The organism is Methylobacterium ajmalii (assembly GCF_036448855.1).
GTDB classification, from domain to species: domain Bacteria; phylum Pseudomonadota; class Alphaproteobacteria; order Rhizobiales; family Beijerinckiaceae; genus Methylobacterium; species Methylobacterium ajmalii.
On sequence record NZ_JAZFXT010000011.1, the window covers coordinates 24,028 to 38,423 of the forward strand.

Consider the following 14,396-nt stretch of genomic DNA (forward strand, 5'->3'; position numbering starts at 1 on the left):
AACGGCAAAATTCCCGACGCAATTGGGTATAGCTCCCCAACAGGATATAGGTTAAAACTCCAGAATTCCTCTTATTTTTCAACGGCGCTGAGAAAGCGCTTATAGGAACAGGAAGAATCAATGGATACGGCCACGCTGGCGCCCTTCGCCGACTACGTCCTGCCCGAGGCGACCCTGCCGGAGTTGCCGGGTCACTACCGCGGCAAGGTGCGGGACAATTACGACCTGCCCGACGGGCGGCGGATCCTGATCACTAGCGACCGCCTGAGCGCCTTCGACCGGGAGCTCGCCGCGATCCCGCTGAAGGGCCAGGTCCTGACCCAGACCGCGCGCTACTGGTTCGAGAAGACGCGGGACATCTGCGACAACCACGTGCTGGCCTATCCCGACCCGAACGTGGTGGTGGGGCGGCGCCTCACCATCCTGCCGGTCGAGATCGTGGTGCGCGGCTACCTTGCCGGCAGCACCGGCACCTCGGTCCTGACCCTGTACAAGGCCGGCCAGCGCGAGATGTACGGCCACCGCCTGCCGGACGGGATGCGCCCGCACGAGCAACTGCCGCAGCCGATCATCACCCCCACCACCAAGGCCGGCCACGGCGACCACGACGCGCCGCTCTCCGCCGCCGAGATCCTGGAGCGGGGACTGCTGACGGAGGCGCAGTGGCGCACCCTGTCGGAGACGGCTTTGGCGCTGTTCGCCCGCGGCCAGGCGCTGGCGGCGGAGCGCGGCCTGATCCTCGCCGACACCAAGTACGAGTTCGGCACCGGTTCCGACGGCCGGATCGTGCTCGCCGACGAGATCCACACCCCCGACAGCAGCCGCTACTGGTTCGCGAAGAGCTATGCCGAGCGCTTCGAGGCCGGCACCCTCCCGGAGAGCTTCGACAAGGACGTGGTCCGCAACTGGGTCGCGGCCCGCTGCGACCCCTACCGCGACGCCGTACCGGAGATCCCGCACGAAGTGGTGCTGCAGACCGCCGCCACCTATGTCAGCGCGTTCGAGACGATCACGGGCGAGCGCTTCGCCCTGCCGGACACGCGCGAGGCGCCGCTCGACCGCATTCGCCGCAACATCGCGGCCTACCTGGCGGCCTGACGGGCTGGGGCATTCATCCCGATGAACCCAGGGGAGCCGCACCGGTGCGGCTCTCGACGCGGCAATGCCGAACCTCGTCCGGACGCCGAGGCGGAACACGCAGGGTCGTGCCTGTCGAGAAAGTGGTCGTCCGGCCAAGACCGCGCGGCCCAAAACGACCAGCATAAGAAAAAAGGCCGCCCTTGCGAGGCGGCCCGAAGTCTAGGGAGGAAACGCCCAAAGAGGGCTGCACCGCCGCGACGCCATCGCTGCGGTGCGTCATCCTTCTCCCATGTTGCGGCGCACAGTGCAATCGATTGCACCGCACAACGGTCATGCTCGCGGCGCATGACCGCGCGAAAGTACGGCTTGCGGCATCGCCGAATCGAGCCGTCGCGGCGACGTCGATCGCGCTACCGCCGCACGTCCATCTTGCGCAGGCCCCAGACGGTCAGCAACACGGCCGCGAGCACGAAGGGCGCCGCCCCGATCACCGCGGCGATGGCCTCCGAGCCGATCAGCGCGCCGAGGCCCTTCACCAGGGCCATCAGCAGCAGGAACCCGCTGACGCAGACGAGCAGCACGATGAGGCCGCCCCACAGCGTCCAGGTCGAGACGACCCGGGCGATCCGGTCGACCTCGCTCGAGAACAGCGTGATTTCCTTGACGGCGAGGTTGCTGGCGAGGCGTACCGCCTCGGCGACCAACCTGATCGTGCTCACCTGCCGGTCGGACCGCACCGCTCCACGCTCCCGCTCGCCCCGCGTCCCGAACATCGCGGCGCGAGCGAGAACGCCCGAGCTTGACCGTCGTTCCCGGTCTCCGTCAGGCCGGCTTGAGCGGGCAGCTCTGGCGCGCGAGCAGCTGCCAGGTGCTGTCCTCCTTGAGCCAGACCTGCAGCACCGCGATGTAGGAGCGCCCGGTCTCGCCGTTCGGCAGGATGTCGGCGCCGTCCCAGACGTGGCGGACCATGGCGGTGTCGCCGACGACCTGAATCCACTGCTCCGAAAAGGTCAGCGACTTGTAGTTGGTCTTGCCGGCGAGGCTGGCGACGAACTGCGCCTGGGTCTCGATCTTGCGCCCGCTCGAATGGCCGTAGCTCAGCTGCGGGTGGGTCAGCGCGTCGAGGGCCTTGGCGTCGCCCTCGACGATCGCGGCCCGCAGGGCCTCGAGCCGGCGGCCCACCGCCTCGCTCTCGTCCGCGGCCTGCGCCGGGCTCGCGCCGGTCGCGAGCATCGGCGCCGCCACACCCGCGGCGAGGCCCGCCAGCAGGACCCGCCGCGAGCCCATCGTCGTCCGTTCCATGATCGTCCTCCCGCTCGTCCGGTCGCCGGGCGGCCTGAAGCCGCCGGCGCCGCGCCGTCTCGCGCCGTTCGAGCTTAGCGCCGGAGGCGGGCGCTGACCATCGCGCCGGCGGACGGCAGGGGGAGGGCTGGCCGCGCTCAGCGGCCGGACGGAGGCGCGCTCGCGCCGGTGGCCGTACCGGCGGCATCGAGCTCGCTCTGGCAGGGCGCGCTGATGCGGTCGTAGTTGCGACGCAGGCAGCGCTCGATGCGCCGCGTGTCGGGCACGTCCCGCGAGCACAGCGTCATGGCGTCCGTCATGCAGGCCAGGCGCTGCCGCTCGGTGCCCTGGGCATTCGCCAGGGCGGGCATCAGGATCGCAACGGCCCCAACCGCCGCCGCCAGGCGGGCGGCACGGGTCAACGGCATCCACATTCGACGTCTCCGGGTCTTTCCGAGGCGTCAACACCGAGCCCGGCCTTCCGGTTCGCGGCACAGCTGGATTGCGTTGCCGGAAGGGCCGGGGGGCGATCACGCGTGGATCACCCGCCCATAGGCGTCGAGCACGCTCTCGTGCATCATCTCCGAGAGCGTCGGGTGCGGGAAGACCGTGTGCATCAGCTCTTCCTCGGTGGTCTCGAGATTCATCGCGACGACGTAGCCCTGGATCAGCTCGGTCACCTCGGCCCCGACCATGTGGGCGCCGAGCAGCTGGCCGGTCTTGCGGTCGAAGATCGTCTTCACCAGACCGTCGGGCTCGCCGAGCGCGATCGCCTTGCCGTTGCCCGCGAAGGGGAAGCGGCCGACCCGCACGTCGAAGCCCTGCTCCTTGGCCTTCGCCTCGGTGAGACCGACGGACGCGATCTGCGGCTGGCAATAGGTGCAGCCCGGAATCTTCCCCTTGTCCATCGGGTGGGTGTGCAGGCCCTTGATGGTCTCGACGCAGATCACGCCCTCGTGCTCGGCCTTGTGGGCGAGCATCGGCGGACCGGCGACGTCGCCGATGGCGTAGATCCCCGGCACATTCGTGCGCCCGAGCCCGTCGGTGGCGACGATGCCGCGCTCGATGGCGACCCCCAGCTTCTCCAGGCCGAGGCTCTCGATGTTGCCGACGACGCCGACCGCCGAGATCAGGATCTCGGCCGTGATCTCCTGCGTCTTGCCGCCCTCGGTCTCGACCGTGGCGGTGACCGCATCGCCCTTCGCGACCTTGGTCACCTTGGCGCCGGTGAGGATCTTGATGCCCTGCTTCTCGAAGCGCTTGCGGGCATGCGCCGCGATCTCGTGGTCCTCCACCGGCAGGATCTGCGGCAGCAATTCCACCACCGTCACCTCCGCGCCCATGGTGCGGTAGAACGAGGCGAACTCGATGCCGATCGCGCCCGAGCCCATCACCAGCAGGCTCTTGGGCATCCTCTCCGGGACCATGGCCTCGTAATAGGTCCAGATCTGGCGTCTGTCCGGCTCGATGCCCGGAATCGCCCGCGGCCGGGCGCCGGTCGCCACCACGATGTGCTTGGCCTGGTAGGTGCCCGCCGCCTTGGCGCCCTTCGGGGCCTCGGCGCGCGTGGTCTCCTTGACTACGACCCGGCCGGGCTCGTTGCCCTTCGGCGCGACCTCGATCGCGGCCTCGCCCCAGATCACGTCGACCTTGTTCTTCTTCAACAGCATGCCGACGCCGCCGTTGAGCCGAGCCGACACGCCGCGCGAGCGCTTGACGATGGCGGAGACGTCGAAGCCGACGTTGTCCGCCGTCAGGCCGTAATCCTTGGCGTGCTGCATGTAGTGGTAGATCTCGGCCGAGCGCAGCAGCGCCTTGGTGGGGATGCAGCCCCAGTTGAGGCAGATGCCGCCCAGGTGCTCGCGGTCGACCACCGCCGTCTTGAAGCCGAGCTGGGCCGCCCGGATCGCTGCGACGTAGCCGCCGGGACCGGCGCCGATGATGAGGACGTCGTAGGTGTCGGACATTCAGGTCTCCGGGGCGGGCGGGGCGGCCAGGGCGGCAATGATCGTGTCGAGCGTGTCGTCGATCGCGCGCATCGCGTCTGAATTGGAGAAGCGCAGGACTCGGAAGCCTCGCGCTTCGAGGGCGGCCGTGCGCGCGGCGTCGTAGGCTTGGTGGTCGTCAAAACCGTGCTGGCCGCCATCGACCTCGACGATCAGCCGGGCTCCGAGGCAGCAGAAATCGGCGACGTAGGAGCCTATGGCGACCTGCCTACGGAAATGGGACCCTTCGACCGGCAGCCGGTGGCGCAGGTGCCACCACAGCCGCTTTTCCGCAGGCGTGAGAGCGTGCCGCATAACCTTGGCATTCGCTTTTGCTCGCGGTGATGCCGACTGATCGGGCGATCCGTTCCAGGGCATCCACAATCTCTTCCGCCGATCGGCACGAAAGTAGAGCGCTTCCCCTCCCCCTTGTGGGGAGGGGCTAGGGGTGGGGGTGGTGCAGGAGGCACCGCACAGCCATAGGCGGCACCACCCCCACCCCTGACCCCTCCCCACAAGGGGGAGGGGAAAATGCTACACCAGCATGCCCATCGGGCTCTCGATCAGGCCCTTGAAGGCGGCGAGCAACTCGGCGCCCAGCGCCCCGTCGACCACCCGGTGGTCGCAGGAGAGCGTCACCGTCATCGCCTGGACCACCGCGGGGGCGCCGTTCTTCGCCACCACCCGGGCCTCGCCGGCGCCGACCGCCAGGATGGTGCCGTGGGGCGGGTTGATGACCGCGCCGAACGACTTGATGCCGAACATGCCGAGGTTCGACACCGCCGTGGTGCCGCCCTGGTACTCCTCGGGCTTGAGCTTCTTGGTGCGGGCGCGGGCGGCGAGATCCTTCATCTCGGCCGAGATGGTCGAGAGCGTCTTCTGCTCCGCCTTGCGGATCACCGGCGTGAACAGCCCGCCGTCGATCGCCACCGCGACGCCGACATCGGAGTGGCGGAAGCGTAAGGTACGGTCCTCGGCCCAGACGGAATTCGCCGCCGGCACCCGCTGCAGCGCCAGCGCCAGCGCCTTGATGACGAAGTCGTTGACCGAGAGCTTGAAGGCCGGCTTGCCGTCCTTGTCCTTCGTCGCCCCGGCATTGACCTGCTCGCGCAGGGAGAGCAGCGCGTCGAGCTCGACGTCGAGGGAGAGGTAGAAGTGCGGGACGGTCTGCTTCGACTCGACCAGGCGCTTGGCGATGGTCTTGCGCATGCCGTCGAGGGGCACCTCCTCGTAGGAGCCCGGCTCGAACATCCCCATCACCTGCTTGGCCGTGAGGCCGGACGGTGCGGCCGCCGCAGGAGCGGGCTTCGCCGCGGGGGTTTCCTTGGCGGCCGGGGCCTCCCGATTCTCAGGCTTGGGCGCCGAGGTCGACGCGGCCTTCGACGCAGCATCCTTCGACGCAGCATCCTTCGACGCAGTCTTGGCGGTCCCGCCTTCGAGGGCGGCGCGCACATCGCGCTCGATGATCCGGCCGTGCGGGCCCGAGCCCTGCACGGCGCCGAGGTCGACGCCTTCCTGCTTGGCGATGCGGCGGGCGAGCGGCGAGGCGAACAGGCGGCCGCCCTCAGGCTGCCCGGCAGGAGCGCCGTCCGCGGTCTTGCCGCCCGCCAGGCGCGCGCCTTCCGGGGCCGTGTCGACCCGCTCGTACGACATCGTGCCGCCGCCGGGCGTCTCGTTGCCGGCGGGCGCCTGGGTCTTCGCCGCGTCGGGCTTATCCGCCTTGGCGGGCGCGTCCGCCGTCTTCTCCGGCCCGTTGCCGCCGGCCGTCACGCTGCCGGGATCCTCGCCCTCCTCGGCGATGAGCGCGATCAGCTCGTTGACCGGCACGTCGGCGGTGCCCTCCGGCACCACGATCTTGGCGAGCACGCCCTCGTCGACCGCCTCGACCTCCATGGTCGCCTTGTCGGTCTCGATCTCGGCGAGCACGTCGCCGGACTTGATCGCGTCGCCCTCCTTCTTGAGCCACTTGGCGAGGTTGCCCTTCTCCATGGTCGGCGAGAGGGCGGGCATCAGGACGTTGATCGGCATGGATTCAGGTCTCGGCGGGAGGAGGGGCGGCCGGATCGTCGAAGGGAAACAAGTCGTCGAGGGGGAAGGAGACGGCGTCGAACGGCGGCAGGGTCACTGTCTCGCCGCGCGCGACGGTGCCAAGCAACAGCCAGTGGCCGCCGGTGAGGGCGAAGCCTTCGAGCACGCCGTCCGTGGGATCGAGCAGCCAGAGATGGCCGACACCGGCCTCGGCGTAGATCCGCCGCTTCGGCCCGCGATCGAGGCGAGCGGTAGAGGGGGACAGGATCTTGCCGACCCAATCCGGGGGAATGTCGGTATAGGCGGTCTCGGGTTCGGCCGGCAGCCGTTCGCGGCGCCAGCCGGCGATGTCGGGCACGACCACGTGACGACCGAGATGCACCTCCGGCTCGATCACGAAGATCCAGCCACCCGGCCCGCCGCGCCCGCGCCTAAATGGCAAGGTCAGCTCGGCATAGAGTTCTCCGGCGGCCGTGCCATGACGCATCCGCGGTCGCGGATGCGTCTCCAGCACCCCATCGACGATCTCGGCCACGAGATGGTCCGGCACCGCCTCGAGATCGGCATAGGTGGCCCAACGCGGCGCGGCCTCGGCCATCGGGAGCCTCAGTTGAAGCTCTCGGGATCGAGGCTCTCGGCCTCCATCCCGGCGCGGATGCGCGCGAAGGCCTCCTCCTCGGACATCTCGGTCTCGCGGGCGTAGACCACGGCCGCCTGGCGGGCGAGGTCGATGAACAGGCGCCCCCAGGTGGCCGGGTCGTCGAAGGAGCGGCGCAGCGCGATGCTCACCGCTCCGTCGACCACGGCGGCGCGCAAGACCTCGATCCCGCCCTGCTCCAGGGCGTCGGGCGGGATGTCGAGGGCCTCGAAGCGGGGCTCGTCGTCGGTCATGCCGCTCACCGGTAGCAGACGGCCTTGGCCGCCTCGATCACCTCGGCGACGTTCGGCAGCGCGAGCTTCTCGAGGTTCGCCGCGTAGGGCATCGGCACGTCCTTGCCGGTGATGCGCAGCACGGGAGCGTCGAGGTAGTCGAAGGCGTCGACCATCAGGCGGGCGGCGATCTCGGCGCCGACGCCCGATTGCGGGAAGCCTTCTTCCACGGTGATGCAGCGGCCGGTCTTCTTCACCGACGCGACCACCGTCTCCGAATCCATCGGCCGGATGGTGCGCAGGTCGATCACCTCGGCCTCGATGCCCGCCTCGGCGAGTTCGTGCGCGGCCTTCAGCGCGTAGGTCATGCCGATGCCGAACGAGACGATCGTCACGTCACGTCCCTCGCGATGCACCTTGGCCTTGCCGATCGGCACCGTGAAGTCGTCGAGCTGCGGCACCGGGAAGGACTGGCCGTAGAGAATCTCGTTCTCGAGGAAGACCACCGGGTTCGGGTCGCGGATGGCGCTCTTGAGCAAGCCCTTCGCGTCCGAGGCGGTGTAGGGCATGACCACCTTCAGGCCCGGCACGTTGGAGTACCAGGCGGCGTAGTCGTGGCTGTGCTGGGCGCCGACCCGGGCCGCCGCGCCGTTGGGGCCGCGGAACACGATCGGGCAGCCGAGCTGGCCGCCGGACATGTACAGGGTCTTGGCCGCCGAGTTGATGATCTGGTCGATCGCCTGCATGGCGAAGTTGAAGGTCATGAACTCGACGATGGGCTTCAAGCCCGTGAACGCCGCGCCGACGCCGACGCCGGCAAAGCCATGCTCGGTGATCGGGGTGTCGACGACGCGCTTCGCGCCGAATTCCTGCAGCAGGCCTTGCGTGATCTTGTAGGCGCCCTGGTACTCGGCGACTTCCTCGCCCATGACGAAGACGTTCTCGTCCCGGCGCATCTCCTCGGCCATCGCGTCGCGCAGGGCCTCGCGGACCGTCTGGGTCACCATCTGGGTGCCCTCGGGGATCTCGGCCATCGCCGGATCCTGGCCGCGGTTGGTGATCACCGCCGGCGCGGCGGGTTTCTCGACCGGCTTGTCGTCCTCGGTCTTGGCCGCCGGGGCGGGGCGCTCGGCCTGGCCTTCCGCCTGCATGTCGGGGGCGGGGGCCTTCTGAACCTCGCCCTCGGCCTTGCCGTTCGGCTTGCCGTTCGACTGGCCGCCGCCGGCCTCCACGCCCGCCGGATCCTCGCCCTCCTCGGCCAGCACCGCGATCGGGGTGTTGACCGCGACGTTGTCGGTGCCGTCGGCGACGAGGATCTTGGCGAGCACGCCCTCGTCGACCGCCTCGACCTCCATGGTCGCCTTGTCGGTCTCGATCTCGGCCAGGATGTCGCCGGCCTTGACCGGGTCGCCCTCCTTCTTGAGCCACTTCGCCAGCTTGCCCTGCTCCATCGTCGGCGAGAGGGCAGGCATCAGGATGTCGGTCGCCATAGGGTGCTCTGTCGATCCGGGAGAGGGGCGCCGGGTCGGGCGCCGGCCGAAGGCGAGGGGAGCCGTCCGCGGGGCGGACGGCCGGGGCGCGCGGGGAGGGGCGCTAGAGCAGGATGTCGGTCCAGAGCTCGGAGGGATCCGGCTCGGGATCGCTGGTGGCGAAGTCCGCCGACTCGTTGACGATCGCCCGCACCTTGGCGTCGACCGCCTTGATCTCGTCCTCCGGCACCTTGTGGGCGCCGAGCAGGCGCTTGCGGACCTGCTCGATCGGGTCGGATTCCTCGCGCATGCGGGCGACCTCGTCCTTGGTCCGGTACTTGGCCGGATCGGACATCGAGTGGCCGCGATAGCGGTAGGTCTGCATCTCGAGGATGTAGGGGCCCTCGCCGTCGCGGGCATGCGCGATGGCGCGGGTCGCCGCCTCGCGCACGGCGCGCACGTCCATGCCGTCGACCTGCTCGCCCGGGATGCCGAAGGAGACGCCGCGCTTGGAAAAGTCGGTCTGGGCCGAGGCCCGCGAGACCGAGGTGCCCATGGCGTAGCGGTTGTTCTCGATCACGTAGACCACGGGCAGCTTCCACAGCTGCGCCATGTTGAAGCTCTCGTAGACCTGGCCCTGGTTGGCCGCGCCGTCGCCCATGTAGGTCAGGCTGACCGCGCCGTCGCCGCGGTACTTGTTGGCAAAGCCGAGCCCGGTGCCGAGCGACACCTGCGCCCCGACGATGCCGTGGCCGCCATAGAAGTTCTTCTCGCGGGAGAACATGTGCATCGAGCCGCCCTTGCCGCGGGAATAGCCTCCCTTGCGGCCGGTCAGCTCGGCCATCACGCCCTTCGGCTCCATGCCGCAGGCCAGCATGTGGCCGTGGTCGCGGTAGCCGGTGATGACCTGGTCGCCGTCCTTCGAGGCCATCTGGACCCCGATCACCACGGCCTCCTGGCCGATGTAGAGGTGGCAGAAGCCGCCGATCAGGCCCATGCCGTAGAGCTGGCCGGCCTTCTCCTCGAAGCGGCGGATCAGCAGCATCTCGCGATAGGCGTGAAGATCCTCGTCCCGGCTGAAGGCCGGCACGTTCGAGGCCGGCGGCAGCGCCGCCATCTCGCGGGCCTCGTCGCTCCCGCGGTGGGCCTCTTTCGCGGCATCCATCGGCACCCTCCCGGCTGCTACCTTTATGGGAGAGCTTTTAGGGCAGGCGGGGGCGCAAATCGAGCGCTTTGGGACCGAAAGCCGCTGGCCTGGGGATGGGTTGGGGACGACGGACGCGGCGCGTCAGGGGTTGATGATGACGACGTCGTTGGGATGGACGCGGCCGAGCACCACCCGGGCGCGCTCCTCCAGGAGGTCGCGGTCGATCTGGTCGCTTCGCAGGAGCGCGACGCGGCGCTCCCACTCGGTCCGGTCGGCCTTGGTGGCGTCGAGCTCCTGCTGCAGGCCGTAGGCCTGGATCTTCAGGGCCCGCTTGGCCTCGAGGCCGCGGCTTCCGCTCTCGGCCTCGTGCAGGAAGTAGCCGACCACGAGGATCGACACGGCGTAGAGGCCGAGCGGCAACAGGATGGCACGGGCGCGACGACGGACTACCATGCCGGGGAGAATGGGGCGGGAGGGTTAAGGAAGGCTCAAGGCGTCACGCCGCGCCCCGCCACGCCGCCGGGGTGAACCCGGTCGCCTGCTTGAAGCGGCGGGTGAAGTGGCTCTGCGAGGCGAAGCCGCAGGCGAGCGCGACCTCGGCGAGGCTCTCCCGGCCCGCCGCCGAAAAATCCTCTCCCGGCAGGCCCTTGCCCGGCAGGTCCTTGCCCAGCAGGTCCTTGCCCAGCAGGTCCTTGGCCCTGGCGATCCGCCGCTCGGTCACGTAGCGGTGCGGCGGCACGCCGAAGCTCGCCTTGAACATCTTGGCGAAGTGGAAGGGGCTCAGGCCCGCGGCCTCGGCGAGGTCGTCGAGGGACAGGGCCTCGGCGAGGCGGGCCTCGATGACCTCGGCGGTCCGGCGCCGGATCGCCGGCGAGAGGCCGCCGGTCACCGGCCGCGCGCCCCGGGCGCCGGCATGGCGCCGCAGCAGGGCGTGGAGCAGGAGGTGGCAGGCGCTCCCGAGCGCCATCCGGTCGGCGCCCGCCGTCCAGTCGAGGGGCAACACCGCGCCGCGCATCAGCATCGCGGTGGCGGGGTCCTCCGCGAAGGTCAGCTCGTGCAGCGCGATGGCGCGGGGGTCGACGTCGAGGGCGCTCGCCGCCTGGTAGGCCAGGGTCTCGGGCGCGACGTAGAGGTGCAGCATCCGCAGCGGACCGCCGATCAGCCAGCGGCTCTCGTGGCCGGCCGGCAGCAGGCAGAGCTTGTCCGGCCCGCCGCCCGACACCGCGCCGTCCTCGCGCACCACGCCCTCGCCGCCCTCGAGGTAGAGGCTCAGCGTGTGGTGGCCCGGCCGGTCGTAGCGGGCGCGGTTGTCGCGGTTGTCGCGGTTGTGCCACTCGGCGAGCGACAGCCCGCGGCCGAGATCGGCGCTGCGCAGGAGCGCCGCGCCGGTGCGGGAGAGGGCGTCGCGGACATCGGGATTGGGCGCGGTCACGGTCTCGGGGCCAGGACGAGTGTGCCGGGGAACTGTACGGGCCGGCGCCCGCCGCCCGCAACGGGGCGGGGGGCACGAAACCCCAAGAACGGGCAACGCCGCCGCCGGAACCGGGAAGCCGCCCGGTCCGCGTCCGGTCTATGCCGGGCGTCCGAGCCCGCCGGAACCCGACGCCGTGACGGCCTTCCTGTACGCCCTGACCGTCCTCATCTGGGGCACGACCTGGATCGCCATCAAGCACCAGCTCGGCCCCGTCGCCTTCGAGGCCTCGATCGCCTACCGCTTCGCGCTGGCCGGCACCGTGCTCGCCGGCGCGCTGATCCTCTCCGGGCGGCTCGCGCCGATCCCGCGGCGGCACCTGCCCTTCGTGGCGCTGCAGGCCGTGTGCCTGTTCTCGTGCAACTTCGCCTGCTTCTACCTCGCCGCGCGCTCGGTCCCGAGCGGGATCGTCTCGGTGGTGTTTTCCGCCGCCACGATCTTCAACGTCGCCAACGCCTACCTCTTCCACCGCCGCAGGCCCGCCCCCCGGATCCTCGCCGGGGCGTCGATCGGGCTCCTCGGCATCGCCTGCCTGTTCCGGGACACGCTCGCCGGCACGACGCTCGACCGGGACACCGCGATCGGCCTCGCCCTGGCGCTCCTCGGCACCTGGTTCTTCTCGGCCGGCAACCTCGTCTCGGCCCGCAACCAGCGCCACGGGCTGCCGGTCGCGACGGTGAACGCCTACGGGATGCTGATCGGGGCCGCCCTGGTGGCCGGGGTCGCGGCGTCGCGCGGGGTGCCGTTCGGCTTCGACCCCTCGCCGGCCTATGTCGGAGCGCTCCTCTACCTCGCGATCCCCGGCTCGGTGATCGGCTTCACCGCCTACCTGACGGTGGTGCACCGGATCGGCCCCGAGAAGGCCGCCTACATGACCGTGCTGTTTCCGGTCGTGGCGCTCACGATCTCGGTCTTCGCCGAGGGCTACCGGGTGACGCCGCTGGCGGGCCTCGGCTTCGCCCTGGTGCTGGCCGGGAACGTCGCGGTGTTCGCGCCCCTGCGGCGGTGGCGCGGCCAGCAAAAAGGCCGCCCGGAGGCGGCCTGCGACGCGTGAGATCCCTCGGAGGATCGGGGAGGGGCCGTCCGGCCCCTCCGGATGTGGTGGTCAGCCGACCTTCAGCGCGGCGCGGCCGAGGTAGCGGGCCTGAGAGCCCAGGCCCTCCTCGATGCGGATGAGCTGGTTGTACTTCGCCAGTCTGTCCGAACGGGCGAGCGAGCCGGTCTTGATCTGCCCGCAATTGGTCGCGACGGCGAGGTCGGCGATGGTCGCGTCCTCGGTCTCGCCGGAGCGGTGCGACATCACCGCGGTGTAGCCGGCGCGGTGGGCCATGTCGACGGCGGCCAGGGTCTCGGTGAGCGAGCCGATCTGGTTGACCTTCACCAGGATCGAGTTCGCCGTGCCCTTGGAGATCCCCTCCGACAGGCGGGTGACGTTGGTCACGAACAGGTCGTCGCCGACGAGCTGGCAGCGGTTGCCGACCTTGTCGGTGAGCGCCTTCCAGCCGGCCCAGTCGTCCTCCGACATGCCGTCCTCGATCGATAGGATCGGGTAGGCGTCGACGAGCTTCGCCAGGTAGGTCGCCTGGGCCTCGGGGTCGCGGGTCTGGCCCTCGCCCTCGTAGACGTACGAGCCGTTCTTGAAGAACTCGGTGGCGGCGCAGTCGAGCGCCAGCACGATGTCGCGGCCCGGCTCGAAGCCGGCGGCGCGGATCGAGTCCATCACGAAGTCGAGCGCGGCCTCGGCCGAGGGAAGGTTGGGGGCGAAACCGCCCTCGTCGCCGACGTTGGTGTTGTGGCCGGCCTTCTTCAGGGCGCCCTTGAGGGTGTGGAACACCTCGGCGCCCCAGCGCACCGCCTCGGCGAGCGACTCGGCGCCCACCGGCATGATCATGAATTCCTGGAAGTCGATCGGGTTGTCGGCATGCGCCCCGCCGTTGATGATGTTCATCATCGGCACCGGCAGGATCCGGGCCTGGGTGCCGCCGACGTAGCGGTAGAGCGGCAGGCCGGAGGCCTCGGCGGCGGCCTTGGCGACGGCGAGCGAGACGCCCAGGATCGCGTTGGCGCCGAGACGGGCCTTGTTCGGCGTGCCGTCGAGCTCGATCATCGCCTCGTCGATGGCGGCCTGCTCCTCGGCGTCCATGCCGCCGATGGCGTCCAGGATCTCGCCGTTGACGGCCTCGAGCGCCTTCAGCACGCCCTTGCCGCCGTAGCGCGACTTGTCGCCGTCGCGCAGCTCCACCGCCTCGTGGGCGCCGGTCGAGGCGCCGGACGGCACGGCGGCGCGGCCGAAGGAACCATCTTCCAGGAGGACGTCGACCTCCACCGTGGGATTGCCCCGGCTGTCGAGGATCTGGCGGGCGGCGATGTTGGTGATCGCGGTCATGAGAGGATCTCTCGGGCAGGCATCGAGCGTTCGCGCGGCTTATCGGCCAAGATGCCGCCTGCGGCAAGCCGCCCGAGGGTCGAGACCGGCCAGGGCTGGGGACCGGCGAACGAAGGGACGGCCGGCGATCGTCGGGAAGACCGTGCGCGGGGCAGCCGGTTTCGCGCGGGCCCGCGCGGGTCTATAGGGCAGGCATGACGCAAGACATCACCGACCATGCCCGGCAGCTCGGGCAGCCCATCGCCCAGCCGCGCTCGCCGGAGGAGGCCCAGCTCGACCGGGTGCCGAACCCGCATCCGGACACCGATTACTGCGCCCGCTTCACCGCGCCGGAATTCACCTCGCTCTGCCCGGTGACCGGCCAGCCCGACTTCGCCATCCTGGTGATCGACTACGTGCCGGACCAATGGCTCGTCGAGTCGAAGTCGCTGAAGCTCTACCTGCACAGCTTCCGCGATCACGGCGCCTTCCACGAGGATTGCACCGTCGGCATCGGCCGCCGGCTGACCGCCCTGCTGGAGCCGCGCTACCTGCGCATCGGCGGCTACTGGTACCCGCGCGGCGGCATCCCGATCGACGTGTTCTGGCAGACCGGCACCCCGCCGGCCTCGATCTGGCTGCCCGACCAGGGCGTGCCGCCCTACCGCGCCCGGGGCTGAGCAAGAGAGGGGCCGAGCAA

16 protein-coding genes are annotated in these 14,396 nt (G+C 70.2%); 3 read left to right on the forward strand and 13 right to left on the reverse strand.

Translation table 11 applies throughout. From position 1 onward, the window contains the following. The first annotated feature begins 120 nt into the window (after positions 1 to 120). Positions 121 to 1,098 carry a phosphoribosylaminoimidazolesuccinocarboxamide synthase gene (locus V3T34_RS04715; protein WP_305077798.1) on the forward strand — a complete coding sequence of 326 codons (978 nt, stop codon included), beginning with the start codon at positions 121 to 123 and terminating at the stop codon, positions 1,096 to 1,098. A gap of 392 nt (positions 1,099 to 1,490) precedes the next feature. On the opposite strand, the gene V3T34_RS04720 is transcribed toward V3T34_RS04715, so the two are convergent. From V3T34_RS04720 to V3T34_RS04775, 12 genes are all read right to left on the reverse strand, one after another. Then, positions 1,491 to 1,799: a phage holin family protein gene (locus V3T34_RS04720; protein WP_305077799.1), complete on the reverse strand. Its 309-nt coding sequence runs from the start codon at positions 1,797 to 1,799 to the stop codon at positions 1,491 to 1,493. 103 nt (positions 1,800 to 1,902) lie between these two features. Next, positions 1,903 to 2,382, reverse strand: a complete 480-nt coding sequence (locus V3T34_RS04725; protein ID WP_305077800.1) for a nuclear transport factor 2 family protein — start codon at positions 2,380 to 2,382, stop codon at positions 1,903 to 1,905. Positions 2,383 to 2,519: 137 nt separating this feature from the next. Further along, a complete protein-coding gene (locus V3T34_RS04730; protein ID WP_305077801.1) occupies positions 2,520 to 2,789 on the reverse strand; it encodes a hypothetical protein in 270 nt (89 codons plus the stop codon). 102 nt (positions 2,790 to 2,891) lie between these two features. Then, positions 2,892 to 4,328, reverse strand: a complete 1,437-nt coding sequence (gene lpdA / locus V3T34_RS04735; protein WP_305077802.1) for a dihydrolipoyl dehydrogenase — start codon at positions 4,326 to 4,328, stop codon at positions 2,892 to 2,894. Then, positions 4,329 to 4,724: an endonuclease domain-containing protein gene (locus V3T34_RS04740; protein ID WP_305077803.1), complete on the reverse strand. Its 396-nt coding sequence runs from the start codon at positions 4,722 to 4,724 to the stop codon at positions 4,329 to 4,331. It lies immediately after the preceding gene. A gap of 156 nt (positions 4,725 to 4,880) precedes the next feature. Beyond that, positions 4,881 to 6,374, reverse strand: a complete 1,494-nt coding sequence (locus V3T34_RS04745; protein ID WP_305077804.1) for a 2-oxo acid dehydrogenase subunit E2 — start codon at positions 6,372 to 6,374, stop codon at positions 4,881 to 4,883. A gap of 4 nt (positions 6,375 to 6,378) precedes the next feature. Further along, positions 6,379 to 6,972, reverse strand: coding sequence for a Uma2 family endonuclease (locus V3T34_RS04750; RefSeq protein WP_060847632.1), 594 nt, complete (start codon positions 6,970 to 6,972; stop codon positions 6,379 to 6,381). Positions 6,973 to 6,980: 8 nt separating this feature from the next. Continuing rightward, entirely contained in the window at positions 6,981 to 7,265 is a 285-nt protein-coding gene (locus V3T34_RS04755) for a DUF5076 domain-containing protein (RefSeq protein ID WP_060847633.1), read from the reverse strand. A gap of 5 nt (positions 7,266 to 7,270) precedes the next feature. Then, the gene (locus V3T34_RS04760) at positions 7,271 to 8,734 is read right to left on the reverse strand and encodes a pyruvate dehydrogenase complex E1 component subunit beta (RefSeq protein ID WP_305077805.1); all 1,464 of its coding nucleotides are present in this window, start codon (positions 8,732 to 8,734) and stop codon (positions 7,271 to 7,273) included. Positions 8,735 to 8,837: 103 nt separating this feature from the next. Further along, positions 8,838 to 9,830, reverse strand: a complete 993-nt coding sequence (gene pdhA / locus V3T34_RS04765) for a pyruvate dehydrogenase (acetyl-transferring) E1 component subunit alpha (protein ID WP_091751467.1) — start codon at positions 9,828 to 9,830, stop codon at positions 8,838 to 8,840. Positions 9,831 to 10,001: 171 nt separating this feature from the next. Next, positions 10,002 to 10,313, reverse strand: coding sequence for an FtsB family cell division protein (locus tag V3T34_RS04770; protein WP_048428464.1), 312 nt, complete (start codon positions 10,311 to 10,313; stop codon positions 10,002 to 10,004). Positions 10,314 to 10,356: 43 nt separating this feature from the next. Next, positions 10,357 to 11,292 (reverse strand): helix-turn-helix domain-containing protein, encoded by a 936-nt coding sequence (locus tag V3T34_RS04775; protein WP_305077806.1) that lies wholly within the window; start codon positions 11,290 to 11,292, stop codon positions 10,357 to 10,359. A 175-nt stretch (positions 11,293 to 11,467) separates the two neighbouring features. On the opposite strand from V3T34_RS04775, the gene V3T34_RS04780 reads away from it, so the two are divergent. Further along, positions 11,468 to 12,385: a DMT family transporter gene (locus V3T34_RS04780; RefSeq protein ID WP_305077807.1), complete on the forward strand. Its 918-nt coding sequence runs from the start codon at positions 11,468 to 11,470 to the stop codon at positions 12,383 to 12,385. Between the two features lie 51 nt (positions 12,386 to 12,436). On the opposite strand, the gene eno is transcribed toward V3T34_RS04780, so the two are convergent. Continuing rightward, the gene (eno, locus tag V3T34_RS04785) at positions 12,437 to 13,717 is read right to left on the reverse strand and encodes a phosphopyruvate hydratase (protein WP_060847637.1); all 1,281 of its coding nucleotides are present in this window, start codon (positions 13,715 to 13,717) and stop codon (positions 12,437 to 12,439) included. A 194-nt stretch (positions 13,718 to 13,911) separates the two neighbouring features. Between eno and queF the strand changes: the two genes are divergently transcribed. Then, positions 13,912 to 14,376 (forward strand): preQ(1) synthase, encoded by a 465-nt coding sequence (queF, locus tag V3T34_RS04790; RefSeq protein WP_305077808.1) that lies wholly within the window; start codon positions 13,912 to 13,914, stop codon positions 14,374 to 14,376. Positions 14,377 to 14,396: the final 20 nt, after the last annotated feature.

Coding starts and splice junctions, on each gene's coding strand:
- V3T34_RS04715 (WP_305077798.1), top strand. CDS start 121: ATGGATACGGCCACGCTGGCGCCCTTCGCCGACTACGTCCTGCCCGAG.
- V3T34_RS04725 (WP_305077800.1), bottom strand. CDS start 2,382: ATGGAACGGACGACGATGGGCTCGCGGCGGGTCCTGCTGGCGGGCCTC.
- V3T34_RS04730 (WP_305077801.1), bottom strand. CDS start 2,789: ATGCCGTTGACCCGTGCCGCCCGCCTGGCGGCGGCGGTTGGGGCCGTT.
- lpdA (WP_305077802.1), bottom strand. CDS start 4,328: ATGTCCGACACCTACGACGTCCTCATCATCGGCGCCGGTCCCGGCGGC.
- V3T34_RS04740 (WP_305077803.1), bottom strand. CDS start 4,724: ATGCCCTGGAACGGATCGCCCGATCAGTCGGCATCACCGCGAGCAAAA.
- V3T34_RS04745 (WP_305077804.1), bottom strand. CDS start 6,374: ATGCCGATCAACGTCCTGATGCCCGCCCTCTCGCCGACCATGGAGAAG.
- V3T34_RS04750 (WP_060847632.1), bottom strand. CDS start 6,972: ATGGCCGAGGCCGCGCCGCGTTGGGCCACCTATGCCGATCTCGAGGCG.
- V3T34_RS04755 (WP_060847633.1), bottom strand. CDS start 7,265: ATGACCGACGACGAGCCCCGCTTCGAGGCCCTCGACATCCCGCCCGAC.
- V3T34_RS04760 (WP_305077805.1), bottom strand. CDS start 8,734: ATGGCGACCGACATCCTGATGCCTGCCCTCTCGCCGACGATGGAGCAG.
- pdhA (WP_091751467.1), bottom strand. CDS start 9,830: ATGGCGGCGCTGCCGCCGGCCTCGAACGTGCCGGCCTTCAGCCGGGAC.
- V3T34_RS04770 (WP_048428464.1), bottom strand. CDS start 10,313: ATGGTAGTCCGTCGTCGCGCCCGTGCCATCCTGTTGCCGCTCGGCCTC.
- eno (WP_060847637.1), bottom strand. CDS start 13,717: ATGACCGCGATCACCAACATCGCCGCCCGCCAGATCCTCGACAGCCGG.
- queF (WP_305077808.1), top strand. CDS start 13,912: ATGACGCAAGACATCACCGACCATGCCCGGCAGCTCGGGCAGCCCATC.